The following is a 26417-nucleotide window of genomic DNA, read 5'->3' on the forward strand; positions in this document are numbered from 1 at the left end:
CGGCGGTGGGGACGGGGTCGCGGCGGGCGATGGCGACGGAGTCGCGGCGGACGATGAAACTAGCGCTGGGAGTTTGGACGCTACCCGCTGGGCCGGGCGGACTCCACCGGGTCGACGGTGCGGGCGTACTCGGCGGCAAGACCGTGCAGCAGCGCGTCCAGGCCGAGGGCGAAGGCGCCCTCGTCCACGCTCTGCTGGTGCTCGGCGAGCCGGTGCGCCTGCCGCAGGTGCGGGTAGTGCGCCGCGTACAACTCCGGGTCCTCGACGAAGCCGCGGGCGAACGAGCCGAGCGCCGACCCGGCCACGAAGTAGCGCAGCGCGGCGCCGATGTGGGTGGCGCGGGCCGGCGGCCAGCCGGCGCGGACCAGCCCGCCGTAGACCGCGTCGGCCATGGCCAGTGCGGCCGGCCGACGACCGGGCCCCTGCGCCAGGTACGGCACGATGTTCGGGTGGGCGGTGAGCGCCCGCCGGTACGACCAGGCCCAGTCGCGCAGCGCGGCGGCCCAGTCCCGGCTGGCGAAGCCGCTGGTGTCGACGGCGCCGGTGACGGTGTCGGCGACCGCGTCGAGGATCTCGTCCTTGGTGGCGAAGTGGTTGTAGAGCGACGGCCCGCGCACGCCCAACTGGGCGGCGAGCCGCCGGGTGGAGAAGGCGGGCAGGCCCTCGGCGTCGATGAGCGCGGTGGCCGTCTCGACGATCAGCTGCCGGGTCAGCCGGGGCTGGCGGGGTCGGGGCACTGCGCTCCTCACGGGTCTCGGCCATCAGGTCTGGACGTGACAAAACTTGCACCGCTAGTTTAAGGGTGACCGGCCGCGCCGACGCCAGGAGGACCACGTGGACTTTTCGCTGACCGACGAGGAGCGGGCGGTACGGGACACCGTCCGATCGTTCATCCGCCGTGAGGTGATGCCGTTGGAGGCGGAGGTGCTCCGGCGGGAGCGGGCGCACCAGCCGGGCCTGGACCACTCCGAGGTGCGCGAGCTGCAACTCAAGGCGCGCACGTTCGGCTTCTGGGGCCTGGCCACCCCCGAAGAGTACGGCGGGATGAATCTGCCCGCGGTGCTCCAGTCGTTGATCTGGACGGAGCTGGGGCACACCTTCGTGCCGTTCCGCTTCGGCGGCGAGGCGGACAACATCCTGTTCCACGCCACCGAGGAGCAGAAGCGGGAGTTCCTCATCCCGACCATCGAGGGCGAACGGCGCTCCTGCTTCGCGATCACCGAGCCCGGAGCCGGCTCGGACGCCGCGAACATCCGGCTCTCGGCCCGGCGCGACGGCGACGACTGGGTCCTCGACGGCGAGAAGACGTTCATCACCGGCGGCCACGACGCCGACTTCGCCATCGTGGTCGCGGTGACCGACCGGGAGAAGGGCGCCCGCAAGGGTGGGGCGACCGCGTTCCTGGTGGACCGGTCGATGGGGTGGCGCTCGGAGTTCATCCAGACCATGGGCGAGGGCGGGCCCGCCTCGCTCATCTTCGACGGCGTCCGCGTGCCGCACCGCAACATCCTCGGCGAGATCGGGCAGGGCTTCACGCTGGGCATGGAGTGGATCGGCAAGGGCCGCTACACCATCCCGTCACACGCCATCGGCATCGCCGAGCGGGTCCTGCAGATGGCCATCGACTACGCCAACACCCGGGAGACCTTCGGTACGAAGATCGGCACCAACCAGGCCATCCAGTGGATGATCGCCGACTCGGAGACCGAGCTGGAGGCGGCCCGCTGGCTGGTGCTGCGCTCGGCGTGGACCGTCGACCAGGGCATGGACCCCCGGCACGCGTCGTCGATGGGCAAGCTCTACGGCGCCGGCATGGTCAACCGGGTGGTCGACCGGGTGCTCCAGATCCACGGCGGCATGGGCTACACCCGGGAGTTGCCCATCGAGCGCTGGTACCGGCAGGTCCGGCTATACCGGATCTTCGAGGGCACCGACGAGATGCAACGGCTGATCATCTCCCGCGATCTGCTGCGCGGGTACACGAAGATCGGCGGCCACCTGGCCTGAGAACGGATGTCAGCCCATCGTGAACCAAGTGGGTCCGCCGACCATCTACCCCCATGACAGCTGCCCATCAGCCACAGGGGGATGCTCATGCACCTACGAATCAAGGCCGTCGCGATGGCGATGGTCGCCGCCACGGTCGGCGCCGTCGCCATCCCGGCCGCGCCGGCGTCGGCCAACGTCAGCCAGGGCTACGTCACGGGCTCGGGCACCTGGACGGACGACTGGGGCGACGAGGGCCCGATCTCCGCGTCGACCCGCTCGTACAGCAATGTCGTCGCCATGTGGCAGAAGATCCTGGTGGCCGACGGCTACCTCGCCGCCTCCGGCGTCGACTGCCGGTTCGGGCCGGCGACGACGGCCGCGACCAGGCGGTGGCAGACCGACCGAGGTCTCGTCAGCGACGGCGTCGTCGGTCCCCGGACCTTCGCCACGGCGGCAACCCGCCTCACCACGTACGAGGGTTGGTTCTACTACGACGGGCTGGGCAGCAACTTCGTCTACTTCGGGCGGCTCGCGGACGGCAGGTGGGACATGAGCCTCGGGCCTGACCTGGAGTGGCAGCCCCTCTCGTACACGGACGCCAGCTTCAGCATCTGCTCCTGACCACCGGCCGGCCGTGCCCCGCAACGGGCGCGGCCGGCCTATCCGGTCAACGCGGTCAACGCGGCGTCCACGTCGGCCTCGGTGGAGTAGACGTGGAAGGAGGCACGGACCCGTCCGGCGCGTACCGCCGCGCGGATCCCGGCCGCCGCGAGGCGCTGCTCGGCACCGGGCACGTCCACGCTGACGATGGCGCTCTCCCCCGGTGGCCGGCCCAACCCGGTCAGGAACCGGTTGGCCAGCGCCACGTTGTGCGCCCCGATCGCCGGCACACCGATCTCGGCGACCACCTCCAGGGCGGGCGCCGCGCCGACCCAGCTGAACCAGGCCGGCGAGATGTCGAACCGGCGGGCGTCGTCGGCCAACCGCAACGGCAGACCGTAGTACGAGGCGTGCGGGTCGCGGCCCGCGTACCAGCCGGCCGCGTCCGGGCGCAGCCGCTCACGCAACGCCGGGGCCAGATAGGCGTACGCCGTGCCGCGCGGATTCATCAGCCACTTGTAACCGCCCACCGCCACCACGTCGGCCCGGCTCCCGTCGAACGGCAGCCAGCCGCACGCCTGGGTCGCGTCCACCACCACCAACGCGTCGTGTGCGCGGGCCGCGGCCACGATCTCGTCGTACGCCGCCACCGCCCCGTCGGCCGACTGCGCCAGGCTGAACGCGACCACGTCGGTGTCGGCGTCGATGGCGTCGACCAGGTCGTCCAGCGGCACCGTGCGCACCTTGACGCCGCGTTCCTCCTGCACCAGCCAGGGGAACAGGTTCGAGGTGAACTCGACCTCGGGGACCACCACCGTCGCCCCGTCCGGCAGGGCGGCCGCGACCGGCGCGAGGATCTGCGACACGGCCGCGCCGACCGCGACGTCACCGGCCGGCACCCCGATCAGGTCGGCGAACGCCGCACGGGACCGTTGCACCGACTCGCCCCAGCCCTCCCACGATGTCCGGCCGACCCGCCAGTCGGCCAGGGCCTCCTGCAACGCCGTCCAGACCGGCTCGGGCGGCAACCCGTAGGAGGCGGTGTTCAACCAGCCGGGCTCCGGCTTCCACAACTGCTGCGCCTGCTCGAACTCCATGCCGTCGACGCTAGGCGGGGCATCGTCGAACGGGCACGGCCAATCGGCGATCGGCGGCCTCTGAGCTGCGTGTGCGCGGTTGCGGAACGGGCCCCCCACGCACCGGCGTCTCCCGTCCACGCCGAGGGCGCCGTCCTCCGGACGCCGCACGTCGTGCTGCGATCCCAGGACGTCACCATCGCCGACCTCCGCAAGGTGGTACGCCCCGACGGCCGCATCCTCTGGGTCCACAGCCAGTTCGAGCACCTCGACCACAGCGGCCTACCCGTCATCCCCTGACCAGGGCCGGCTCACGGCCGCCCCGCGGAGCCGGGAGGCGGGTGGATCCGGGCCAGGCTGTCGGCGAGGCCGGCGAGCCACCTGTCGACCTCCACCAGGTGCCGCACCGCCGCCGCGTCGACCGTGCCGAGCAACGGACGGATCCGGTCCACCTCGTCGACACAGTCGGTCGCAGCGGGCACCGGGCCGGAGGCCCGGCCGTGCGCCACCTCGCCGGCCAGGTCGTCGTACGCCGACCGCAGTTGCCCGGCCGCGTCGCGCAGCAGGACCGCCGCAGCCGGCCAGCCGGCGAGGCAGCCGGGCGGGTTGCGGCGCAGCAGCGACTCGGCGCCGGGCACCACGTGCTGCCCAGCGACCAGGGTGGCATCCCAGTTCACGCCCGCGTGTCGGGGGTCGTGGCGCTCGGAGTGGTACTGGCAGTACGACGAGTCGACAAGGACCATCCGCCGGCGGACGCGGTCGAGGTCGTCCTCGGGCGGCGGCGCGTCGCCGAGGACCGCCTCCACGGTCTGCTGGACCGCGTCGCCGCTGGCCGTCAGGTAGCGGGCGGCGTTGTGGCGCAGGTCGTGGCTCGCGCCGCGCGGCCACATGGCGACGCCGGCGAGCACGCCGATCACCGCGCCGAGTCCGACGTCGACCAGACGTGCCGCGGCGAGCCGCCAACCCTCGGGGCTGAGCTGGCTGAAGACGACAGTCAGCAGCAGGGTGAACAGCGCCTGCTGCCACACCGGGCCCAGCAGCCGACCGACACCGAACGCCAGCAGCAGCGTGACCGGCAGCACGACGGCGTACACGACGGGCTCCTCGACGAGGAGCACCGGCAGGCCACTGACGACGACGCCCGCGATGGTGCCCAGCACGGCGGGCCGCAACGCGGTACGCGTGTCGGCGGCCGAGGTCCGCAGGACCGTGAGCGTCGCCAGGAGCACCCAGAAACCGTGGTGGAGTTGCAGCAGCCCGGCGCCCACCCGGGCGACCGACAGCGCCACGGCCAGTCGCAGCGCGCTGTGCAGGTGGGCGGAGCGCGGTGCCAGGTGAGCGCGGAACTGTCGCCAGTACAGCGTCCACGGGCGGTGTCGCGCGTACTCGAAGAGCGTGGGGTAGGCATCGCCCACGGCGGGCCGTGCCCCGGCGGCGACCCGGGCGCCGACGGCGAAGACCCGCACCTGGTCGGCGAGGGCCAGCGCGGTCGCGTCCCGGCACATCCGGGGCACGTCCGCCGCGCCGCCGCCGCGCCCCACCGGGTACGCGGCCTCGGCCGTGCGGATCGCGGCGTCCAGGCTCCCGAGGTCGACCGGAGGTGCCCCCGGTGCCAGGCTGTGGCCGGCGGCCCGGGTCGTGTCGGCGCAGACACGCAGCAGCCGCGCCGCCGCCAGATCCGGGATCGGTTCCGGCGGGGCGTCCCTCGCGAGCCGGTCCGCCCCGGCGAGCACCTCCCGCAGCGCCGCCGCCGAGATCCGCAGCGCCCGGTCCTGGGCGCCCGCCGCGGTGGGCGACAGTTCCGGTGGGTTGCGGCCCAGCCCGAGCGGGGCCACCATGTCGTACGCCCGCGTGCGCCGCCGCTCCGGAGCACCGTGACCGGCGTTCCTGTCGGTCAGGGCGTCGGCGGTGGCGTCGAGGAAGGCCCCGACGCCGTCCGCCGCCCGGGTGAGCAACTGGCGGTAGGAGACCGGCACCGGATCGGGCCAGAGCAGTACCTCCGCCGCGGCGAGCAGCACGATGGCGAGCGTGACGCCGCCGAGTCGCTCCGGCAGGGTGCCCGGCTGGTAGGGCGGAAAGGACGCCAGGATGTAGAAGAGTTGGAACGCGCTGGCCAACCCCACCAGGCGTGGGTTGCCCACCCCGGCGAACGCCACGACGAACCCGATGACCAGCATCCCGCTGGCGGCCGACCAGGTGCTCCACGCCAACAACGAGCCCGCGGCGATCAGCGCCCAGATCGCCGGCAGTGCCGTGACGAGGACCCGTGCCCGTTGCGGCGCCGGACCGGGCAACTGCGCGAACGACCCGGCGGCGATCGTGCCGAACAGGCCGTAGGTGGCCAGGACCGAGCTGCCCGCGCCGTAGCGGCAGCCGTAGAAGACGACGGAGGCGACGAGGGTCAGCCGTGCCGCCCGCCGCAGGGCGGCACCCCCCGGGTCACGGCGGCGGAGCCGGCCAAGCAGGCTGGTTGCGGGCACGCCTGCTCCCCCGGATCGTCGCGGCACCCCTCCCCGACCAACCATTCTCGCCCCCGGCGGGCCGGTGGTGGCGGGTTTCGCGGCGAATCACCGCCACGAGGGCCATCCCGCCGTAGACACCACCCTCTATGTTTGGGGAAGGTTCTCCTCGGGAGGTCGACGCCATGCTGAATGCCGAGGACTTTCCGCCCTTCCAGCGGGCCGTGTCCACTGAGTCGCTACGCGGGCAACGCGTGTTCACGTCCCTCATCGCCCTGCGGCTGTCGCTGCTCCTGCTGGCCGCGTTGGCGGGGGTCGGCACCTGGAAGCTCGACAGCTTGGCGCTGGGCCCGGCCATCGCGGTGGGCGCCTTCGCCGCCACCTCGATCGTGGAGGTCTTCCTGCTCACCAACCGTCCCGACGAGCGGTGGTACGTCGGGAGGGCGCTCTCCGAGTCCATCAAGTCGCTGACGTGGCGATTCGCGACGGCAGCCGATCCGTTTCCCCGCTCCCGCGGCGACTCCGAGTGCGTCGAGGAATTCACCGGCCGGCTGTTGGGCCTGACCAGGGACATGTCCGGGGCCGGGCTGGCGGCGCCCGCCCTGGCCGGGCAGCAGATCACGGAGGGGATGCGAACCGTACGGGCCACCTCCCTCGCCGAGCGCCGGGAGTCGTACGTGAACGGTCGCCTGGAGACCCAGCGGGTCTGGTACGCCGAGCGGTCGTTGTCGAACCGCGCCCGGGCGACGCGGTGGGCGGTCACCATGCTGGTCCTGGAGTTGGTGGGGCTGGCCCTGGCGATGTCGAGGGTCGCCGGGTTCACCGACGTCGACCTGCTCGGAGTGGCCGCCGCCGCGGTCGCGGCCGGCGCGGCCTGGACGCAGACGCGGCAACACTCCGCGGTGGCGACCGCCTACGCCCTGGCCAGCCAGGAGCTCGCCGCCATGGGGTCACTCGCCAGCCGGATCACCTCGGAGGCCCAGTTGTCGCAGTTCGTCAACGATACGGAGACCGCGATCTCCCGCGAGCACACGATGTGGCGGGCGCGCCGCCGCTGAATGTCCCACGGCGGCATGCGGCTGCCTACACGCTGGTGCGTCGCCACTGCTGGTTGGTGCCGGTGCCGCAGGTCCACTGCACGGCCTGCGCACCGTCCGCGGTGGCGGCGTTCAGCACGCTCAGGCACTTTCCGCTGTGGCGGGCGACGAACCGGACATAGCCGGTGCCGAGGTCCTCGACACGCCACTGTTGGTTGGTGCCGCCGTTGCAGGCCCACTGGATGACCCGGACGCCGTCGCCGGTGGCACTCGCGCCGCCATTCACGTCGAGGCACTTGCCGCTGCTGACGCTTGTCACCGTGGAGTAGCCGCCGCCGGCGTCCTGGATCCGCCACCGCTGGTTGGCCTGCCCGTTCGCGGCCCACTGCACGATGTTGGCACCGTCCGCCGTGGACGCGTTGGAGACGTCGAGAAGCTTGCCGCTGTGCCGCGCGGCCACCGTGTCGGTGGTCGGCGTGGGGACGGTGGTCTGCGGCGCCAGCCGATACAGGCCACTCCCGTGGGCGGGGAGGGAGCGGGTGAGCGTGCCGGTGACGGTGCCGAGGTTGGCGCCGGACCACAGGTCGGTCACGATGGCCGAGCCGATGCCCAGGTCGGCCAGGTTCACCGAGACGTTGGCGGTGGCGCTCTCCCGGTTGAACAGCGCCACGTACCGGTGGTCGCTGCTTGGGACGTCGGCGGTCCACACCTGCCGGGTGCCGCCGACGAGCTGGCGGTTGTTGGCGCTGTTCTGGTCGACGGCGAGCACCGCCGCGTTGGTCATCAACGCCAGCTCGGCGGCGCGGTTCTCGACCAGGTTGCCGCCCCACATCAGCGGCGCCCGGTTGATCGCCCACAGGGTCATGAGCGTGCGCTGCTCGTCGGCGGTGAGCGCGGAGTAGCGGGGTGCGCCGACCGGCCCGTACTTCGACAGCCGCCCGATCGGGATCATGTCCGGATCGGGCCAGGCACCCGTCGTCCGGTACGGCGTCCAGTTGCGCAACTGGTCGAAGAGCGCGTCGAGCGACGACCAGTTGTCCCACAGGTCGTTGACGATGCGCCACATGTGCGCGTTGTCCCGCACGTGCGGGCCGCTGGCCAGCGGTGTCGCGCCCGGCGACAGGCTCAGCACCATCGGCCGGCCGCTGTGCTGGATCGCGGTCCGGTAACCCTCGACCTCGGCCTGCCGGTACGTCGGGGCCGCGATGTCGTCGACCTTCACGTAGTCGACACCCCAGCCGGCCAGGAGCTGGAAGACCGAGTCCAGGTACGCCTGCGCGCAGGCGTTGGACATGTTCAGGCCCCACATCAGGTTGAGCCAGGCCGCGGTGGTGGTGTTGTTGATCTGGTTGGCTCGGCAGTTGGTGCCGAGGATCGGCACGTTGTCGGCGACCGCCTGCCGGGGGATGCCGCGCATCAGGTGGACGCCGAACTTCAGCCCCTGCGCGTGCACGTAGTCGGCGAGAGGCTTGAACCCGTTGCCGCCCGCCGCCGAGGGGAACCGCGTGGTGTCCGGCAGCAGCCGCCCGTTGGCGTCCATCCGCAGCCGGGGATTCAGGTTGGCGTCCTGGTTGGGGCTGTTGTTGTGCTGGCCCGGGTAGTACCAGGCCCAGTCGATGACGACGTACTGCCAGCCGTGCTGGCGCAGGTTGTCGCGCATGTAGTCGGCGTTGGCCCGTACGTCCGCCTCGGTGACCCGCCAGTTGAACGAGTCGTAGCTGTTCCACCCCATCGGCGGGGTGTCCGCCGTGCCGTTGTCCCACGCCATGGCCGGCTTCGGGGAGATGACGGTGAGGCCGACGGCGAGCAGCACGACCAGAGCCGTGAGCCCGGCCATCCGACGTGCGGTGGAACGCGCGAGGACGAGCGTCATCGGACCTCCCGGAAGACAGTGGTGGTTGTCGATGTTAACGCTCACACATCGCCTGTCAAGTGCGGCAGCGCTCGGGTGGCCCGCCATGTCATGTGCCGTCGAGCGGTACGACTCAAGGTCTAAAGATGATGGTACGTATGGCTCGTGACCTATTTCGCGGACCTGACGCCATACACGTACCTGAAGCGGCATGAGGACGAGCCAGGGTTAGCCGACGAGCCGTGGCCGGACCTGCCGCTACTCAACGTCGGCTGGCTGGACGCCTCGCATCCGTTGCCGACCGGCGCTCCCCCGGACGGGTTGGTTCCTGCGCTGACGAAACTGGCCACGGTGCCGGTCCGCCAGACACGTGGCTACCACTACTGCGAGATCTGCGTCCGGGACATGGGCGAGGACGCCATGGACGCCATTCGGCAGGGCCTGATCGCCCGCGGGAGCGCCGAGTTCCAGGTCGAGGGCGAAGGCGTCGCGTACGCCGCACCTCAGCTCCTGCTCCACTACGTCGCCGCTCACGAATACCTGCCACCAGCCGAGTTCTGTGCGGCGGTCCTCAGAGCAACGAACTGACGTGGGCCGACGCCTCGGCCGCGGCAACCGCCGGACCATTTTCCGGGACCGGGCACACAGCGACTGAGGCCCTCGGCACCGGCTCGTACCGCCGGATGACCCGGGCAGGCGGCCGACCGATGCACCACCCGCGCCGCCTTTGCTCTGCACCCGCCCGCGCACCGCGCACGGTCCGTAACTGGCGCATCGGCGGGTGCAGAGCAAAGGGGGCCCGCAGGGCGATGGGGCGGGTCCTCGGCGGGACGCGGTCGAGGCGTCGACCGGTGGCGAATCAGCCGGGGTTCAGCGGCGACAGTCGGCCGCCGCGGCGGAGCACCCGAAAACCCCCGGGCAGATCGGTCGGGCCCTGACCGTGCCAGTCGGTGACCAGGGCGTCCAGGGCGTTGACGTGCCGGTGCGACAGCGCTCCCGGCGAGGCACCCAGCTCACGCGCCCAGGCGTGCAGCACCCGGCCACGCACCGCGGGGGCCGGACCGGCCAGCGTGGACGGTCAGGCGGGGACGCCGGCCGGCGTGGTTGCCTCGTCGGGGCGTGCCGGCGACTCGTCGTCGTGCTCGTCGAGCATGGTGGCCTCGTCGAACGGGTCGTCGCCGCGCAGCACGCCGACCGCCCGGTCCCGGTCGAACTCACCTGTCCACGTGCCCACCAGCACGGTCGCCACGGCGTTGCCGGCGAAGTTGGTAAGCGCGCGGGCCTCCGACATGAACCGGTCGATGCCCACGATCAGGCCGACCCCGTCGACCAGGTCGGGCCGGTGCGACTGGAGGCCGCCGGCCAGGGTCGCGATGCCCGCGCCGGTCACGCCCGCCGCACCCTTCGACGCGATGATCATGAACAGCAGCAGCGACACCTGCTCGCCGATGGAGAGCGGGTTGCCCAGGGCGTCCGCGATGAACAGCGACGCCATGGTCAGGTAGATCGCCGTGCCGTCCAGGTTGAACGAGTATCCGGTCGGCACCGTGATGCCGACGACCGGCTTGCTCACCCCGAAGTGTTCCATCTTCGCGATCAGCCGCGGCAGCGCCGACTCCGACGACGAGGTCGACAGGATCAGCAGGAACTCCCGGCCGAGGTAGCGCAGCAGCGAGAAGATCGAGATCCGGGCCACGAACCAGAGCAGCGCGCCGAGGAACACCAGCACGAAGATCAGGCAGGTCGCGTAGAAGCCCAGCATGATCTGGGCGAGGCTCTTGAGCGCGTCCACGCCTGTCGCGCCGACCACGGCGGCCATGGCACCGAACGCACCGATCGGCGCCAGCCACATGATCATGGCGAGGACCTTGAACACCACCCGCTGGATGACGGTGATCGCGCCGAGCACCGGTTCGCCGCGCCGGCCCATGGCCTGCACGGCGAAGCCGACGAGCAGGGCCACCAGCAGTGTCTGGAGCACCTCGCCCTCGGTGAGCGCGGAGAGCATCGTGGTCGGGATGATCCCGAGCAGGAACTCCGTCGTACTCCCGGCCTCGTCGCCGGCGGCGGCCTTGCCCGCGCCCGCGAGGTCCGCACCGAGGTTCAGGCCGGAGCCGGGGTGGATGAGGTTGCCGACGACCAGGCCGATGGCGAGGGCGACTGTCGACATGGTGAGGAAGTAGCCGAGGGCGAGCCCGCCGACCTTGCCGACCTTCGCGGCCTGCCGGACGGACCCGACGCCGAGCACGATGGTGCAGAAGATGACCGGGCTGATCATCATCTTGATCAGGTTGACGAAGCCGGTGCCGATCGGCTTGAGTTCCTTGCCGAAATCGGGGGCCACCAGGCCAACCACGATGCCGGCGAGCACGGCCACGATGACGGCGAGGTACAGGTAACGGGTACGGTCCCGGCGGACCGCCGGTGCCGGTGAGGTGGTGGGTGCGGTGGTGTCCATGTCGACAATGTGAACCGTGTCTCACCCGTTGACAGCCTTGCGGTCATTCTGTTCACCGCGCACCCGACAGCGGCGGCGACGCGACGAGGAGGTGGTGGAGGTGGCCCGACGTCAGTGGAGCATCGCGGGGCAACTCTTCGCCCTCCAGGCGGTGGTGGTGACGCTGCTCGTGCTGGCCGGTGCGGCCGGCGCCGTCTGGCTGGCCCGCAGCGACTCCCGCCAGGCCGCGCAGGAGGAGGTGCTCGCGGTGGCACAGACCGTGGCCGGCTCCCCCGACGTCCGCGCGGCCCTCACGACCGCCGACCCCGCGAGGATCCTCCAGCCGTACGCCGAATCGACCCGGCAGGCGACGGGCACCGACTTCGTGGTGGTGATGGCCCCCGACCGCACCCGGTTCTCCCACCCCACCCGGGAGCGGATCGGCGAGCCGTTCGTCGGTGACATCGGGCCCGCCCTCGCGGGCCACGCGTTCACCACCACGAACGTCGGCACCCTCGGCGAGTCGGTGCGGGCGGTGGTCCCGGTGTACGACGAGCGGCGGCGCATCATCGGCCTGGTGTCGGTGGGCATCACCACCAGGGCGATCAACCGCAAGCTGCTCGGCCAGTTGCCGGTGCTGTTCGGTGTCGCCGCGCCGGCCCTGGCGCTCGCGGCAACCGGCTCCTGGCTGCTCAGCCGCCGGTTGCGCCGCCAGACGCACGGTCTCGGCCCGGCACAGATGACCCGGATGTACGAGTACTACGACGCGGTCCTGCACTCGGTGCGTGAGGGTCTCGTGGTGCTGACCACCGACCGGCGGGTCGCGTTGATCAACGACGAGGGTCGCCGGCTGGTGGGGCTCGACGTGGACGCGCCGGTGATCGACAGGCCGGTCGCCGGGATCGACCTGCCGCCCGCGGTGGCCGAGTTGCTCGGCTCCGGGCGCGACGCCCGCGACGAACCAGTCCTCGCCGGTGACCGGGTGCTCGTCGCCAACCAGCGGACCACCCGTTTCGAGGGCGCGGTGCTCGGCACCGTGTTGACCCTGCGCGACCAGACCGAGCTGCGCACCCTGGCCAGTGAGCTGGACTCGGTGCGTGCGCTGACCGAGGCGTTGCAGGCGCAGACCCACGAGTCGGCCAACCGGCTGCACACCGTGCTGACGCTCGTGGAGTTGGGCCGCGCCGACGAGGCCGTCCGGCTCGGCACCCGGGACCTGGCCCTCGCCCAACAGTTGACCGACCGGGTGGTCGGCGCGGTCACCGAACCGGCCCTGGCCGCGCTGCTGCTCGGCAAGTCGGCGCAGGCCAGCGAGCGCGGCGTCGACCTGGTCGTCGAGCCGGACTGCCGCCTCGACGACAGCCCACTGCCGACCGGCGACCTGCTCACCGTGGTCGGCAACCTGGTCGACAACGCCCTGGAGGCGGTGGCCGGCACGTCCGCGCCCCGCCGGGTGCGGGTCCTCGTCGGCACGATCGAGGACGAGTTGGTGATCCGGGTCGCCGACAGTGGCCCCGGGCTGGCCCCGGAGCGGGTGGCCGACGCGTTCCGGCGCGGCTGGTCCACCAAGAGCACCGGCCGGGGCCTCGGCCTGGCACTTGTCGGGCAGGTGGTCCGCCGGCACGGCGGCAGCTACGAGGTGGGCCGCTCGGACGACGGCGGCAGCCTCTTCACCGTCCGCCTGCCGAACGGAGGTGAGCACCGATGACCAACATCCGCGTGCTGGTCGTGGAGGACGAGCCGCTGCTCGCCGAGGCGCACTGCGCGTACACCGAACGGGTTCCCGGTTTTGTGGTGGTCGGGGTGGCGCACACCGCGCGGGCGGCGATGGCGGCGCTGCGCGCGGGCGGCGACGTGGACCTCGTACTCCTGGATTTTCGGCTGCCCGACCTGCACGGCCTGGACGTGTGCCGGGCGCTGCGGGCCGCCGGCAGCGACGTCGACGTGCTGGCGGTGACGAGCGCCCGGGACCTGGCGGTGGTGCGCACCGCGGTGTCCCTCGGGGTGACCCACTACCTGCTCAAACCGTTCACGTTCGCGGCGTTCCGCGACAAGCTGGAACGCTACGCCGACTACCGCGCGCAGGCCCGCGCCGACGGCGAGGTGGCCGCCCAGCACGAGGTGGACCAGATGTTCGCCACCCTGCGCGGCACCGCCGGGCACAGCCTGCCCAAGGGCCTCGACGCGCAGACCCTCGATCGGGTACGCGTGGCGCTGGCCGACCGGACCGACCCACAGGTGGGACTGTCCGCGACCGAGGTGAGCGCGGCGACCGGCATCTCCCGGGTGACCGCCCGCCGCTACCTGGAGTATCTGGTCACCGTCGACCGGGCCGCCCGCAGCCCCCGCTACGGCACCCCCGGCCGCCCGGAAGTCGAATACCGCCCCCGCTGAACGGGACGCCCATCGCAGCAGCGGTGGCGGGGGACGGGAACCCGGTGGCGGGGCGGAGATCCGTTGTTAGACTCACCGGGTTGGGTTAGCGGTACGACTGGGGAGACCAGACATGGCGGGTGACGACGACATCTCCGGGTGAGACCGGACATGTTCGGCCAGCGGTTCGGCGCGCGTCCGCGCAGCCGCCGTGGCCATGCCGTCGTTCCACCGGTCCCGTGTCGTCGGGCGGCTGAGGCGCGCCCACCCCACCCTCTGAGGTCACTCGCATGTCTGACGCTTTCATCGTCTGCTCGAACCTGTCCTTCTCCTGGCCGGATGACACCCCGGTCTTCTCGGAGCTGTCCCTCACCGTCCCGGGCGGTCGCACCGGCCTGGTCGCGCCCAACGGGGCCGGTAAGAGCACCCTGCTGCGGTTGATCGCCGGGGAGCTGACGCCCAGCGGTGGCAGCGTCACCGTCGACGGCCTGCTCGGCTACCTCCCGCAGACCCTGCCGCTGGTCGGCGACCTGACCGTGGCGCAGGTGCTGGGCGTCGCCGAGCGGATCGCGGCGCTGCACGCCATCGAGGCGGGCGACGCCGGCGAGGAGCACTTCGCCACCATCGGCGACGACTGGGACATCGAGGAGCGCACCCGCTCCGAGCTGGACCGCCTCGGCCTGGGTGAGCTGTCGCTCGACCGGCGGCTGCACACCCTCAGCGGCGGCCAGGTGGTGTCCCTCGGCCTGGCGGCGCAACTGCTGCGCCGCCCGGACGTGCTGCTGCTCGACGAGCCGACGAACAACCTGGACCTGGAGGCCCGGCACAAGCTGTACGACGTGCTGACCGACTGGTCCGGGTGCCTGCTGCTGGTCAGCCACGACCGGGAACTGTTGGACCGGATGGACCGCATCGCCGAGCTGGAGCAGGGCGAGATCCGCTGGTACGGGGGCAACTTCACCGCGTACACCGAGGCGGTGCAGGCGGCACGGGACGTGGCCGAGAGCAACCTGCGCAACGCCGAGCAGGAGGTCAAGCGGGAGAAGCGGGAGATGCAGCAGGCCCGGGAGCGTGCCGACCGGCGGGCCAGCAACGCCTCGAAGAACCTGAAGAACGCCGGCCTGGCCCGGATCGTCGCCGGTGGGCTGAAGCGCAGCGCGCAGGAGTCGGCGGGCCGGGCGCAGGAGACGCACTCCAACCGGCTCGGCCAGGCCAGGGCCCGGCTCGACGAGGCCGGCCGGGCGGTCCGTGAGGAGGACCGGATCGTCGTGGACCTGCCGGACACCACAGTCCCCGGTGGGCGCACGGTCTTCTCCGGCCAGGGCATGCGGGCCCGCTTCGACGACCGGGAGTTGTTCGGCGGCGACGGTGCCGACCTGGTGATCCGGGGGCCGGAGCGGATCGCGCTCACCGGGGCGAACGGCGTCGGCAAGTCGACCCTGCTGCGCCTGGTCAACGGCGACCTGCAACCGTCCGGCGGCGAGCTGAAGCGCGGCGACGGGCGGATCGCGTACCTGTCGCAGCGGCTGGACCTGCTGGACCTCGACCGCACGGTGGCGGAGAACTTCGCCGCGTACGCGCCGAGCCTGCCCGACGCCAAACGGATGAACCTGCTCGCCCGGTTCCTGTTCCGGGGCAACCGGGTGAACCTGCCCGTCGGGGTGCTCTCCGGCGGCGAGCGGCTGCGCGCCACCCTGGCGTGTGTGCTCTGCGCCGAACCGGCCCCGCAACTGCTGCTGCTCGACGAGCCGACAAACAACCTGGACCTGGTCAGCGTCGCCCAACTGGAGAGCGCGCTGTCCGCGTACCAGGGTGCGTTTGTCGTGGTCAGCCACGACGAACGGTTCCTGGCCGAGATCGGCGTGCGGCGCTGGTTGCGGCTGGCCGACGGGCAACTACGGGAGATCGGGGCGCCCGACGGGGCCTGAGCCCGGCCGTCCGCGGCCCGCCCGGCGCGTGCCGGCCGGGCCGCGGACGGTCAGCTCACGTTTGCCGGGCCGAGGACGCTCTTCAGGTCACCCATCAGCGCGGTCGTCGCCGCCACCCGGAACGGGCCCAGCCGCAGGGTGGTGGTGCGCCCGCCGTTTTGCAGCTTGACGTGCACCTCGGTGTCGCCGGGGTGCAGGACCAGGGTCTCCTTGAGGCGCTCCACAAGCGGTGGTGTGCAGCGGTGCACCGGGATGGTGAGGGTGACCGGCTTGTTGGTGGCGCTGGTGCTGACGTCCGGCATGGACATGTCCATCGCCATGATCCGGGGAGTGTCGTCGCGGCGGTCCACCCGGCCCTTGACCACCACGATGGCGTCCTCGGCGATGTACTGGCCGATCACCTCGTAGGTGTTGGGGAAGAACAGCGCCTCCACCCCACCGGCCAGGTCCTCCAGGGTGGCCGAGGCCCAGGCGCGGCCCTGCTTGGTGACCCGGCGCTGCACCCCGGACAGGATGCCGGCGAGGGTGACCACCGCCCCGTCGGGCACCGCGCCGTCCTCGGCGAGGGACGCGATCGTGGTGTCGGCCGCCGCGCCGAGGATGTGCTCCAGGCCGAACAGCGGGTGGTCGGAGACGTACAGGCCGAGCATCTCGCGTTCGAATGCCAGTTTGTCGCGCTTGTCCCACTCGCTGTCACCGATCGTCGGCATCACCGTCGTGCTGCCGGCGTCGACGTCACCGAAGCCGGCGCCGAAGAGGTCGTACTGGCCGACCGCCTCCTTGCGCTTCACGTCGGCGTACGCGTCGATGGCGTCGGCGTGCACCGCGAGCAGACCCTTGCGGGGGTGTTCCAGGGAGTCGAACGCACCGGCCTTGATCAGTGATTCGATTGTCTTCTTGTTGCAGACCACCGCGTCCACCTTGGACAGGAAGTCGTAGAAGTCGGTGTAGTCGCCCTTCTCCTGGCGGCAGCGCATGATCGAGGCGACCACGTTCGCGCCCACGTTGCGCACCGCGGCCAGGCCGAAGCGGATGTCCTTGCCGACCGGGGTGAACGGACCGGCCGAGGTGTTCACGTCCGGTGGAAGCACCTGGATACGCATCCGGCGACACTCGGACAGGTACAGCGCCATCTTGTCCTTGTCGTCACCGACCGACGTGAGCAGCCCGGCCATGTACTCCGCCGGGTAGTGCGCCTTCAGGTACGCGGTCCAGTAGGAGACCAGGCCGTACGCGGCGGAGTGCGCCTTGTTGAAGGCGTACCCGGCGAACGGCACTAGGACGTCCCACACCGCCTGGATCGCCTCGTCGGAGTAACCGCGCTCGCGGCAGCCGTCCCGGAACGGGATGAACTCCTTGTCGAGGATCTCCTTCTTCTTCTTACCCATCGCCCGGCGCAGCAGGTCCGCCTGACCGAGGGTGTAGCCGGCGAGGATCTGCGCGGCGCGCTGCACCTGCTCCTGGTAGACGATCAGGCCGTGGGTGGGCGCCAGGATCTCCCGAAGCGGCTCCTCCAGCTCCGGGTGGATCGGGGTGATCTCCTGGAGGCCGTTCTTGCGCAGCGCGTAGTTGGTGTGCGAGTCGACGCCCATCGGGCCGGGCCGGTAGAGCGCCAGGACGGCGGAGATGTCCTCGAAGTTGTCCGGCTTCATCAACCGCAGCAGCGACCGCATCGGCCCACCGTCGAGCTGGAACACGCCCAGGGTGTCACCGCGGGCCAGCAACTCGTACGCGGCCTTGTCGTCCAGCGGCAGGGCCAGCAGGTCGAGCTTGAGGCCGTGGTTGAGCTCGATGTTCTTGACCGCGTCGTCGATGATCGTCAGGTTGCGCAGGCCGAGGAAGTCCATCTTCAGCAGCCCGAGCGACTCGCAGGTCGGATAGTCGAACTGCGTGATGATCGCCCCGTCGGCGTCGCGGCGCATCAACGGGATGTGCTCGATGATCGGCTCGGCGGACATGATGACGCCGGCGGCGTGCACACCGGTCTGCCGGATCAGGCCCTCGATGCCCTTGGCCGTGTCGATCACCTTGCGCACGTCCGGGTCGGAGTCGTACAGGCCGCGGATCTCGCCGGCCTCGGCGTAGCGCGGGTGCTTCGGGTCGAAGATGCCGGTGAGCGGGATGTCCTTGCCCATCACGGCCGGCGGCATCGCCTTGGTGATCCGGTCGCCGACCGCGTACGGGAAGCCCAACACCCGGGCCGAGTCCTTGATCGCGGCCTTCGCCTTGATCGTGCCGAACGTGGCGATCTGGGCGACCTTGTCCTCACCCCACTTGTCGGTGACGTACTTGATCACCTCACCGCGCCGACGCTCGTCGAAGTCGATGTCGACATCCGGCATCGAGACCCGCTCGGGATTGAGGAACCGCTCGAAGATCAGCCCGTGCTGGATCGGGTCCAGGTCGGTGATGCCCAGCGCGTACGCGACGAGCGAGCCGGCGGCCGAACCACGACCCGGACCCACCGAGATGCCCTGGTTCTTGGCCCACTGGATGAAGTCGGCGACCACGAGGAAGTACGACGGGAAGCCCATCTGGTTGATGACGCCCAGCTCGTACTCGGCCTGGACGACGTGCCCCTCCGGGATGCCGTTCGGGTAGCGGCGGCCCAGACCGGCGAACGTCTCCTTGCGGAACCAGGACTCCTCGGTCTCGCCGTCGGGCACCGGGAAGCGCGGCATCAGGTTGTGGAACTCGAACATGCCCTTCGGGTCGACCTTCTCGGCCACCAGCAGGGTGTTGCGGCACCCCTGCTGCCACAGCTCGGAGGTGTCGACCGCGCGCATCTGGTCGGCGCTCTTGATGAAGTAGCCGCCGCCCTCCAGGCGGAACCGGTTGGGGTCGTCGATGTTGCTGGCCGTCTGCACGCAGAGCAGCACGTCGTGCGCGGTGGCCTGCTCCTCGACCGTGTAGTGCGAGTCGTTGGTGACCACCGGCGGGATGTTGAGCTTGCGGGAGATCTCGGTGAGACCCTCGCGGACCCGGCTCTCGATGGAGAGGCCATGATCCATGATCTCGACGAAGTAGTTGTCCTTGCCGAAGATGTCCTGGTAGGTGGCGGCGACCTTGAGCGCCTCGTCGAACTGGCCGAGCCGCAGGCGGGTCTGCACCGCGCCGGACGGGCAGCCGGTGGTGGCCATGATGCCCTCGGCATACTCGGCGATCAGCTCCATGTCCATCCGGGGCCACTTGATGTAGTGGCCCTCCATGGAGGCCCGCGAGTTGAGGGTGAACAGGTTCTTCAGGCCCTGCGCGTTCTTCGCCCACATGGTCTTGTGGGTGATCGCACCGTTACCGGAGACGTCGTCGCTCTTCTGCTCCGGCCGACCCCACTTGACCCGCGCCTTGTGGTAGCGCGACTCCGGCGCCACGTACGCCTCGACGCCCAGGATCGGGGTGATCCCGGCGGCCATCGCCTGCTTGTAGAAGTCGTTCGCGCCGTGCATGTTGCCGTGGTCGGTGATCGCCACCGCCGACATGCCGAGCCGGTTGGCCTCGGTGAACAGGTCCTTGAGTCGGGCCGCTCCGTCGAGCATCGAGTATTCGGTGTGCACGTGCAGATGCGCGAACGAATCGGCCATGCCTGGCGCCCCCCGGCGGTGTGGATCTTGGTGGTCGGAGCCGACCGGGACCTACCCTACCGAGGTGATCTCGACGGCTCCACCGTCCGCGCCGACGGTCGTGGCCCGCGTCTCCCCCGCCGGACGGTCCACCGGGCCCGCGTCCCCCCGTCGCGGAAAACGAGCCTAGGCTCATCGGCATGGCGAGGTACTACGACGTGCACCCGGAGAACCCGCAGCCCCGGATCATCGGCCAGGTGGCCGACCTGATCCGTGGTGGTGGGCTGGTCGCCTATCCCACGGACTCCTGCTACGCGCTCGGCGTCCAGCTCGGCAACCCGGACGGGCTGGACCGGATCCGCCAGATCCGCCACCTCGACGACCGGCACCACTTCACGCTTGTCTGCCGGGACTTCGCGCAGCTCGGCCAGTTCGTCCAGATCAGCAACTCGGTCTTCCGCCTGGTGAAGGCGTCCACCCCGGGCAGCTACACCTTCATCCTGCCGGCCACCAGGGAGGTGCCCCGCCGGATGCTGCACCCGAAGAAGCGCACCGTCGGGGTGCGGGTGCCCCGGCACACCGTCACCCAGGCGCTGCTGGCCGAGCTGGGCGAGCCCCTGGTGTCGAGCACCCTGGTCCTGCCCGGCGACGACGAGCCGATGACCCAGGGGTGGGAGATCAAGGAACGGCTCGACCACCAGCTCGACGCGGTGCTCGACGCGGGCGACTGCGGCAGGGACCCGACCACCGTGATCGACCTGTCCGGGCCCGAGCCGGAGATCCTGCGCCGGGGCGCCGGGGACGTGTCCCGCTTCGAGTAGGGCGGGTCGGGTGGCGGACCGGAGCAGGGTCAAACAGCGTCGACGGTCGTACGATCGGGGATCGGCACCGGCGAGCATTGGACACCCGGCATGCCCGACGCGGACGACGTCGACGCCCTGGCCCGGTCCGCCGCACAGGGCGACCCGGCGGCGCTGGACGCCCTGCTGGGCGCGGTGCGCCCGGAGGTGCTGCGGCTGTGTGCCCGATTCCTGCCCAATCGGGAGGACGCCGAGGATGCCTGCCAGGACACGCTGCTGGCGTTGGCCAACGGCATCACCCGGTTCGAGGGACGCTCCTCGTTCCGCACCTGGCTGCACCGGCTGACCGCCAACCGGGCCCGCTCGACCTACCGCACGCTGCGCCGCCGCTGGCGGCTGGAGGCCGGCGGCGTACCGCTGCCCGACCGGGCCGACGCGCGGCGGACGAGCGTGGTCGCGGGCACCCGCCTCGACCTGCTGGACGCCCTGGACTCGGTCCATCCCGACCTCGCCGAGGTGGTGGCCCTGCGCGATGTCCTCGGGCTGAGCTACCCCGAGATCGCCGCCCTGCTCGACGTGCCGGTGGGCACCGTGAAGTCCCGGTTGCACCTGGCCCGCCGGCAGGTCCGGCAACGACTCGGCGCCCAATGAGCCCGGCGTCGTCGCGCCGGCTCGTCGTCGCCCTCGTGGCCGCCGTGGGGGTCGCCGCCTGCGGCACCGACGCCGTCTCGCCACTGCCCGTCCAACCGCCCGGCCCGAGCCCGTCGACACCGACGCCCACCGCGACCACCGGGCCCGCCACGACCACCGCGACCACCGCGACCACCGCGCCCGCCGGGTCGCCGTCCCGGCCACCGCCGACCGGCGCGCGCCCGGCCCCGGCACCGCCCACACCCGCCAGGACCAGGGGTACGCCCCGGACGACTCCCCCGCCGACCGACACGACGCCGGCCTGCCAGGGCGCGGTCCGCTACGACCTGCCGCTCGCCGAGACCGAGGTCGAACTGCTGAGATCGCTCTGCTTCGCCACCGGGGCGGTGCTGCGGATCCAGGGCATCGGGCCGGGGCTCGTCACCGTGGACCGCCCGGAGTTGGTCTCGCAGCAGTACGAGGCGGGCGTGGTGGACATCCGCTTCGTCCGCCCCGGCACCGTCGCCGTGACGATCCCCGAGGAGGGCCGCGAGCACACCATCACCGTGGTCGTCCGCTAGCTCACTCGATCCCGCTCCTCGATTCACCGCCGCGTCCGCAACACGCGCTAACGCACGCGTTTCCGGCGGCGGAACTGCGATGAAACTGCCGGTGGGCGGCCTTTCCCGGGTTCGCCCCTCAATACTGTGGCGATGGTCTCTCATGCGAACGCCGAGGTAGACACCGACGTCGTCGTCGTGGGGGCCGGTCCGACCGGGCTCACCCTCGCCATCGAGCTGGCCCGGCGCCGGGTGGGGGTGCGGATCCTCGACCGGAACCCGGCCGACTTCTACCCCGGCACACGCGGCAACGGGCTACAGCCGCGCACGCTGGAGGTATTCCACGACCTCGGCATCATCGACCCGATCCTCGCGACCGGCCAGGAGTACCCGCCGGTCCAGGTGTACTTCGGAGGGTCCCCGGTGTACCAGGGGCACACCCAACGGCGTAGCGAGCCCACGCCCGACGTGCCGTACCCGGTGCCGATCGTGCAGCCGCAGTGGCGCACCGAGCGGATCCTGCGCGAGCGGCTGGCCGGACTCGGCGTGGCGGTGGAGCACGACGCCGAGATGGTCGGGTTCGACCAGGACGACGACGGGGTCACCGTTTCCACCGCGGCCGGTTCGTCGATCCGGGCACGGTTCATGGTCGGTGCCGACGGCGGCCGCAGTGGCGTGCGCAAGGCGCTGGGCGTCGGCTTCACCGGGACCACCCGGCCCGCCGAACGCCTTCTGCTTGGCGACGTCACCGTGCCGGGTATGCGCCGCGACGTGTGGCAGGTCTGGCTCGATCCGGTAGACAAGCGGGTCCGGGCCAGCATCTGGCCGGTCGCCGGCACCGACTACTTCCGGATGTCGGCACCGATCACCGCCGACGACACACCCGATCTGACGCTGGAGGGATTCCAGCGGCTCCTGACCGAGCGCACGCATCGGCGCGACCTGACCGTCACGACGCTCGCGGCGCCGACGGACTACCGGGTCAGCATGCGGCTCGCCGACCGCTACCGCGTCGGCCGGGTGTTCCTCGCCGGCGACGCCGCCCACGTCCACTCGCCGGCCGGCAGCCAGGGGCTGAACACCGGGGTCCAGGACGCCTACAACCTCGGCTGGAAGCTCGCCCGTGTGCTCGCCGGAGCGCCGGACGCGCTGCTGGACACGTACGAGGCGGAGCGGCGGCCGGTCGCCGAGCAGGCAATCGGGCTGAGCACCGAACTGCTCGACGACAAGCAGGCCGAGCCCGACGACCGGACGCTCCAACTCGGGCTGTCGTACCGCGACGGTCCACTGGCGGCGGGCGGACGCGGCGGCGACCGCGCACCCGACGCGCCGTGCCACACCGCCGACGGCACGTCGACCAGCCTCTTCGACGTGTTCCGGGGCACCTCGCCCACGCTGCTGTGCCTCGAACGCCCGGGAGAGGTTCCAGAGGGTGTGTCGGATGCGGTGCGGGCGTACCGCGTGGGCGTCGATCTCCTGGATCCGGACGGACACCTCCGGGCCGCCTACGGGGACTCGGGGTACGTGCTGGTGCGGCCGGACGGCTACATCGGTGTAGACACCCGCTCCGCCGACGAGGTGGCGGCCTACCTCACCGCGATCTGACCCCAGCTGATCTCGTGGTCGCCCGATCCGACGTCGACAGTGCGATCGGTGTGGATCCTGGCGCTCGTCCCGGCGGGCACGGTGACGGTGAGGGTGCACGTCCCGCCGTCCACGCGCCACGCGCTGGACGCCGGTCCGTACGGGGTACGCACCGTCGCGGACGCGTGGGTGAGGCCGCCACCGGGCACGGGCCGCACGTCGATGACGCGATAGCCGGGTTCCGCCGGGGTCAGCCCGGCGACGTACTCGGTGAGGAATCCGGCGACGACGCCGTGCGTGTAGTGGTTGTGGGACAGGCGCCCGCGGCCCTTGTCGTCGTACCCGTCCCAGGTCTCCCACACCGTGGTCGCGCCGCGCTCCACCTGCGCCAGCCACGACGGTGACGCGGTGCGCATCAGCAGGGCGTAGGCGAGGTCGGCGCGGCCTCCGTCGGCGAGTACGGGCAGGATCATCGGTGTGCTCAACAGACCCGTGGTGACGCGGGTTCCCGCGTCTTCGACCAGGGCCGCCAGCCGGGCGACGGCCGCCGGCCGCTGCTCACCGGTCAGCAGGTCGAACCCGAGGGCGCGGACGTAGTCGTCCTGGCCGTCGGCGCCGATCCGGCCGTCGGGGCGCACGAACGCGGCGCGCCACGCGGCGCGTACGGCGTGCGCGAGATCGGCGTAGGTCGTGGCGTCGGCGTCGCGGCCGAGGACGCCCGCCGCACGGGACAGGAGGTGGGCGGACCGCGCGAGGTAGGCGGTGGCGACCACCGGCCGACGCACGAGAAGGTTGCGCAACTGCGATCCCGTGTCGGACCCGGCGCGGTACCACTCCCCGAAGTGGAACCCGGAGTCGACGATGTACCGCTCCTGGCCACCGACCCGCCTCCCGAACCAGCGGGCCCAGCCCGAGCGGGTACGTGCCCGCCGTTCCAGGTGGTCGACCCAGCGGCGCATGCTGTCGTACTGGCGGTCGAGCACCCGCTCGTCACCGTGGTAGCGGTACAGCGTCCAGGGCAGGACGACGCTTGCGTCGCCCCACCCGACCGACCCGGACGCCAGCTTCGAGAACGCCCTCCAGCCGCCGGAGAACGTCGAGTCCTCGCTCGGGATCATCGGCGGTACGCGGCCGTCCGGTAGCTGCTCGCAGGCCAGATTGCGGAGGTAGCGGCGCAGGAACGCCTGCGCGTCGACACAGACGACCGCCGTGGGCGCGAAGGTCTGGATGTCGCCGGTGTATCCGGAGCGCTCGCGCGTGGGGCAGTCGGTCGGCGTGTCGGCGAAGTTGGCCCGCACGCTTGCCAGCACGTTGTCGTGGAAACGGTTCAGTCGCTCGTCGGAGGTGTCGACGCGGCCCGTCGCGGCCACGTCGGTGGACAGGACGATCGCCTCGGCGCCGGTGAGGTCCTCGGTCGGCCCGTCGATCTCGACGTAGCGGAACCCCCGCACGGTGAACCAGGGCTGGTACCACGTGGGGCCGCCGTCCAGCGTCACGTGGTCCCGCTGCGGCTTGGCCCTGCCGTGGTTCGCCACGTACATGCTGTCGAGTTCGCCCGCGGGGTCGAGGAGTTCGCTGTACGTCACGCTCACCGTGCTGCCGGCCGGGCCGGCAAGCAGCAGCCGCGCGACACCGGAGACGTTGCGGCCGAAGTCGACGAGTTGCCGTCCGCTGGGCGAGCGCCACACGCGCGTGGCGGGCAGTCGTTGGATGCACCGAACCCGCTCCACCTCCTCGGCCACCACCTGCCGATCCGGCCACGGCAGCACGTCCACCGGGCGCAGGGTCGCCGGCGCTGTGGTGGCGGTGCGCCACGCGTGGTCGTCGATCCGGAGGTCGACGCGCTCGCCCCACTTCGGGTCGGACGCGAGGATGCGGCCGGGCCCGGCACACCACCGCTCGTCGGAGTCGAGTCGGGCCACGCCGCCGTCGGCCAGTTCCAGGTCGACCTGTACGAGGCCGGCGAGCCGGTCACCGTAGACCGAGCGTTTGTCGAGTGCCCCGAGCCGGCCGCGGAACCGTCCGTCGCCGACCGCCATCGCGACGACGTTGGTGCCCGGGCGGAAGAGTCCGGTGACGTCGTACGTCTGGTACTCCACCATGTGGTCGAGCGGTGTCCACCGCGGCACCAGGGCATCACCCGTGACGTCGTGCCCGTTGACGAAGAAGCGGTACCAGCCCAGCGCCGACACGTACGCGCGGCCACGCACGACCCGGTCCGGCACCTCCACGGTGGTGCGCAGGTAGAGCGCGGCATGGTCCTGTGCGAACAGCGGCGGACCGCTGATCCAGTGCGCCCGCCAACCGGCCGGAGCCAGCACGGCCGTCTCGAACCAGGCCGGCTCGCTCCACCCGCTGCTGTTTCCCGCGTCGTCGACCACCCGCACCCGCCAGTGGTAGCGGCGGCACGACTCAAGCGGTGGCCCCGCGTACGCCACCCCGAACGGGCGGTCACCCCGGATGTGTCCGCTGTTCCACCAGGTGCCGTCCGACGTGGACACCTCTATCTCGTACGCCGCCTGCAGCGTGCCCGGTCGGTCGGCCACGAGGCGCCAGGCGAACTCCGGCGTCGGATTGTCGATGCCCAGCGGGTTGGTACGCGCATCTGTTCGGAGGTCGTCGACCTGCAGCGACACAATGCTCTCCCTCAAGGGAACCGGGTCCGAATCGATACATGCTCGCCGCTCCGGCAGTCCTGCGCCACGCGTTTCGGACGGCGGAAATCGGCCCGGTTCTCCGGGTTCCGGTGATTCCGGCCGGGATGATCCGGGCCGGCAATCCTGCCGCCGGAATTGCATTGTCAACGACCCGGACCAGTCAAGATCCTGGTCACGCCGACCGTCACTCCGTCGGCCCGCCACGCTCAACAGGGGCCGGCCCTCACCGTCGAGGACAGCACACATGACCATTCAACGTTCCACGGTGGCCACAATTCGGATCGACGACCGCGACTGGCATGCGGCCTGTGTGCGCGCGTACGACCCCGCGCAGGGCCACACCGGGGCCGACCATCTGATTCTGGTGTACGCGGCCGGAACCGCTCCGCCGAAGGGCGCGTTCCCGACCCTGCCGGCCCGGCCGGTGCCGGTGCGCGTGCACTCCGAGTGCCTGTTCGGCGACGTGTTCGGCGGCGACCGGTGTGACTGCGGCGCCCAACTCCGCGCGGCCCGGCACCAGATCGTCGCCCGCGGCTACGGTGTCATCGTCTACCTCCGGCAGGAGGGGCGCGGCATCGGGCTGTACGACAAGGTCCGCAGCCTCCTCCAGGACGGCGACACCTACCAGCGCAACGTCGCGATCGGCGCCAAGGAGGACGCCCGAGGCTACGGCCTCGCCGCGCACGTTCTCCACCACATCGGCGTCGACGACGTGTGTCTGCTGTCGGGCAACCCCGACAAGGCAAAAGCGTTGTCCGACGCGGGAATCACGGTCTCGGTCGACCCGGAGATCGCCCCTCCCTGCTCGGCGGAGGCGGCCAGCGAGGTCATGTCGAAGCTGTCGCGGGGCTACTCGTACCTGATTCGGAAGTGAC

Annotated in this window: 20 protein-coding genes and 1 pseudogene; 13 read left to right on the forward strand and 8 right to left on the reverse strand. The window is 71.4% G+C overall.

What is annotated here, in order from left to right:
- Nucleotides 1-80: 80 nt before the first annotated feature.
- Nucleotides 81-737: a TetR/AcrR family transcriptional regulator C-terminal domain-containing protein gene (locus ACGFIW_RS30845; protein WP_393323217.1), complete on the reverse strand. Its 657-nt coding sequence runs from the start codon at nt 735-737 to the stop codon at nt 81-83.
- A 97-nt stretch (nt 738-834) separates the two neighbouring features.
- Between ACGFIW_RS30845 and ACGFIW_RS30850 the strand changes: the two genes are divergently transcribed.
- Nucleotides 835-2007 (forward strand): acyl-CoA dehydrogenase family protein, encoded by a 1173-nt coding sequence (locus ACGFIW_RS30850; RefSeq protein WP_393323220.1) that lies wholly within the window; start codon nt 835-837, stop codon nt 2005-2007.
- 87 nt (nt 2008-2094) lie between these two features.
- Nucleotides 2095-2610, forward strand: coding sequence for a peptidoglycan-binding protein (locus ACGFIW_RS30855; protein WP_393323223.1), 516 nt, complete (start codon nt 2095-2097; stop codon nt 2608-2610).
- A gap of 38 nt (nt 2611-2648) precedes the next feature.
- On the opposite strand, the gene ACGFIW_RS30860 is transcribed toward ACGFIW_RS30855, so the two are convergent.
- The gene (locus ACGFIW_RS30860) at nt 2649-3686 is read right to left on the reverse strand and encodes an aminotransferase class V-fold PLP-dependent enzyme (RefSeq protein ID WP_393323225.1); all 1038 of its coding nucleotides are present in this window, start codon (nt 3684-3686) and stop codon (nt 2649-2651) included.
- 153 nt (nt 3687-3839) lie between these two features.
- Here ACGFIW_RS30860 and ACGFIW_RS30865 point away from each other — a divergent pair, with 153 nt between their 5' ends.
- Entirely contained in the window at nt 3840-3965 is a 126-nt protein-coding gene (locus ACGFIW_RS30865; RefSeq protein ID WP_393323228.1) for a hypothetical protein, read from the forward strand.
- A gap of 11 nt (nt 3966-3976) precedes the next feature.
- Here the strand turns inward: ACGFIW_RS30865 and ACGFIW_RS30870 are convergent, their stop codons facing one another.
- Entirely contained in the window at nt 3977-6145 is a 2169-nt protein-coding gene (locus ACGFIW_RS30870; protein WP_393323231.1) for an FUSC family protein, read from the reverse strand.
- Between the two features lie 164 nt (nt 6146-6309).
- Here ACGFIW_RS30870 and ACGFIW_RS30875 point away from each other — a divergent pair, with 164 nt between their 5' ends.
- Complete coding sequence (locus tag ACGFIW_RS30875; protein WP_393323234.1) at nt 6310-7182, forward strand: DUF4231 domain-containing protein; 873 nt, start codon at nt 6310-6312, stop codon at nt 7180-7182.
- A gap of 25 nt (nt 7183-7207) precedes the next feature.
- Here the strand turns inward: ACGFIW_RS30875 and ACGFIW_RS30880 are convergent, their stop codons facing one another.
- A complete protein-coding gene (locus tag ACGFIW_RS30880) occupies nt 7208-9034 on the reverse strand; it encodes an RICIN domain-containing protein (protein WP_393323237.1) in 1827 nt (608 codons plus the stop codon).
- Between the two features lie 144 nt (nt 9035-9178).
- On the opposite strand from ACGFIW_RS30880, the gene ACGFIW_RS30885 reads away from it, so the two are divergent.
- A complete protein-coding gene (locus ACGFIW_RS30885) occupies nt 9179-9601 on the forward strand; it encodes a hypothetical protein (protein WP_393323239.1) in 423 nt (140 codons plus the stop codon).
- Between the two features lie 271 nt (nt 9602-9872).
- Here the strand turns inward: ACGFIW_RS30885 and ACGFIW_RS30890 are convergent.
- Both ACGFIW_RS30890 and ACGFIW_RS30895 read right to left on the reverse strand, forming a co-directional pair.
- Nucleotides 9873-10082 (reverse strand): annotated as a pseudogene (locus ACGFIW_RS30890) (TilS substrate-binding domain-containing protein); the annotation flags it as partial.
- Nucleotides 10083-10091: 9 nt separating this feature from the next.
- Nucleotides 10092-11471: a cation:dicarboxylate symporter family transporter gene (locus ACGFIW_RS30895; RefSeq protein ID WP_393323242.1), complete on the reverse strand. Its 1380-nt coding sequence runs from the start codon at nt 11469-11471 to the stop codon at nt 10092-10094.
- 100 nt (nt 11472-11571) lie between these two features.
- Between ACGFIW_RS30895 and ACGFIW_RS30900 the strand changes: the two genes are divergently transcribed.
- From ACGFIW_RS30900 to abc-f, 3 genes are all read left to right on the forward strand, one after another.
- On the forward strand, nt 11572-13158 hold the full coding sequence (locus ACGFIW_RS30900; RefSeq protein WP_393323245.1) for an ATP-binding protein: 1587 nt from the start codon (nt 11572-11574) through the stop codon (nt 13156-13158).
- A complete protein-coding gene (locus ACGFIW_RS30905) occupies nt 13155-13844 on the forward strand; it encodes a response regulator (RefSeq protein ID WP_393323247.1) in 690 nt (229 codons plus the stop codon). Before ACGFIW_RS30900 ends, ACGFIW_RS30905 begins: the two co-directional genes overlap by 4 nt.
- 269 nt (nt 13845-14113) lie before the next feature.
- Nucleotides 14114-15751 carry a ribosomal protection-like ABC-F family protein gene (gene abc-f / locus ACGFIW_RS30910; RefSeq protein ID WP_393323249.1) on the forward strand — a complete coding sequence of 546 codons (1638 nt, stop codon included), beginning with the start codon at nt 14114-14116 and terminating at the stop codon, nt 15749-15751.
- Between the two features lie 50 nt (nt 15752-15801).
- On the opposite strand, the gene dnaE is transcribed toward abc-f, so the two are convergent.
- The gene (gene dnaE / locus ACGFIW_RS30915) at nt 15802-19332 is read right to left on the reverse strand and encodes a DNA polymerase III subunit alpha (protein WP_393323251.1); all 3531 of its coding nucleotides are present in this window, start codon (nt 19330-19332) and stop codon (nt 15802-15804) included.
- 179 nt (nt 19333-19511) lie between these two features.
- Between dnaE and ACGFIW_RS30920 the strand changes: the two genes are divergently transcribed.
- The 4 genes from ACGFIW_RS30920 to ACGFIW_RS30935 all read left to right on the forward strand — a co-directional run bounded on the left by ACGFIW_RS30920 (nt 19512) and on the right by ACGFIW_RS30935 (nt 22906).
- Nucleotides 19512-20132 carry an L-threonylcarbamoyladenylate synthase gene (locus tag ACGFIW_RS30920; RefSeq protein ID WP_393323255.1) on the forward strand — a complete coding sequence of 207 codons (621 nt, stop codon included), beginning with the start codon at nt 19512-19514 and terminating at the stop codon, nt 20130-20132.
- 90 nt (nt 20133-20222) lie between these two features.
- Nucleotides 20223-20762, forward strand: coding sequence for an RNA polymerase sigma factor (locus tag ACGFIW_RS30925; RefSeq protein WP_393323258.1), 540 nt, complete (start codon nt 20223-20225; stop codon nt 20760-20762).
- Nucleotides 20759-21322, forward strand: coding sequence for a hypothetical protein (locus ACGFIW_RS30930; RefSeq protein ID WP_393323260.1), 564 nt, complete (start codon nt 20759-20761; stop codon nt 21320-21322). The genes ACGFIW_RS30925 and ACGFIW_RS30930 overlap by 4 nt, the downstream gene beginning before the upstream one ends.
- Before the next feature lie 132 nt (nt 21323-21454).
- Complete coding sequence (locus ACGFIW_RS30935) at nt 21455-22906, forward strand: FAD-dependent monooxygenase (RefSeq protein WP_393323263.1); 1452 nt, start codon at nt 21455-21457, stop codon at nt 22904-22906.
- Here the strand turns inward: ACGFIW_RS30935 and ACGFIW_RS30940 are convergent.
- A complete protein-coding gene (locus ACGFIW_RS30940; RefSeq protein WP_393323266.1) occupies nt 22888-25521 on the reverse strand; it encodes a family 78 glycoside hydrolase catalytic domain in 2634 nt (877 codons plus the stop codon). The genes ACGFIW_RS30935 and ACGFIW_RS30940 overlap by 19 nt on opposite strands.
- A gap of 265 nt (nt 25522-25786) precedes the next feature.
- Here ACGFIW_RS30940 and ribA point away from each other — a divergent pair, with 265 nt between their 5' ends.
- Complete coding sequence (ribA, locus tag ACGFIW_RS30945; RefSeq protein ID WP_393323269.1) at nt 25787-26416, forward strand: GTP cyclohydrolase II RibA; 630 nt, start codon at nt 25787-25789, stop codon at nt 26414-26416.
- Nucleotide 26417: the final 1 nt, after the last annotated feature.

The organism is Micromonospora sp. NPDC048935, assembly GCF_043197875.1.
Classification (GTDB): Bacteria; Actinomycetota; Actinomycetes; order Mycobacteriales; family Micromonosporaceae; genus Micromonospora.

Excerpts from the sequence above, each read along its gene's own strand:
- ACGFIW_RS30925 (WP_393323258.1), top strand. The coding sequence starts at position 20,223 with ATGCCCGACGCGGACGACGTCGACGCCCTGGCCCGGTCCGCCGCACAG.
- ACGFIW_RS30905 (WP_393323247.1), top strand. The coding sequence starts at position 13,155 with ATGACCAACATCCGCGTGCTGGTCGTGGAGGACGAGCCGCTGCTCGCC.
- ribA (WP_393323269.1), top strand. The coding sequence starts at position 25,787 with ATGACCATTCAACGTTCCACGGTGGCCACAATTCGGATCGACGACCGC.
- ACGFIW_RS30880 (WP_393323237.1), bottom strand. The coding sequence starts at position 9,034 with ATGACGCTCGTCCTCGCGCGTTCCACCGCACGTCGGATGGCCGGGCTC.
- ACGFIW_RS30930 (WP_393323260.1), top strand. The coding sequence starts at position 20,759 with ATGAGCCCGGCGTCGTCGCGCCGGCTCGTCGTCGCCCTCGTGGCCGCC.
- ACGFIW_RS30895 (WP_393323242.1), bottom strand. The coding sequence starts at position 11,471 with ATGGACACCACCGCACCCACCACCTCACCGGCACCGGCGGTCCGCCGG.
- ACGFIW_RS30920 (WP_393323255.1), top strand. The coding sequence starts at position 19,512 with ATGGCGAGGTACTACGACGTGCACCCGGAGAACCCGCAGCCCCGGATC.
- ACGFIW_RS30935 (WP_393323263.1), top strand. The coding sequence starts at position 21,455 with ATGGTCTCTCATGCGAACGCCGAGGTAGACACCGACGTCGTCGTCGTG.
- ACGFIW_RS30860 (WP_393323225.1), bottom strand. The coding sequence starts at position 3,686 with ATGGAGTTCGAGCAGGCGCAGCAGTTGTGGAAGCCGGAGCCCGGCTGG.
- abc-f (WP_393323249.1), top strand. The coding sequence starts at position 14,114 with ATGTCTGACGCTTTCATCGTCTGCTCGAACCTGTCCTTCTCCTGGCCG.
- ACGFIW_RS30875 (WP_393323234.1), top strand. The coding sequence starts at position 6,310 with ATGCTGAATGCCGAGGACTTTCCGCCCTTCCAGCGGGCCGTGTCCACT.
- dnaE (WP_393323251.1), bottom strand. The coding sequence starts at position 19,332 with ATGGCCGATTCGTTCGCGCATCTGCACGTGCACACCGAATACTCGATG.
- ACGFIW_RS30855 (WP_393323223.1), top strand. The coding sequence starts at position 2,095 with ATGCACCTACGAATCAAGGCCGTCGCGATGGCGATGGTCGCCGCCACG.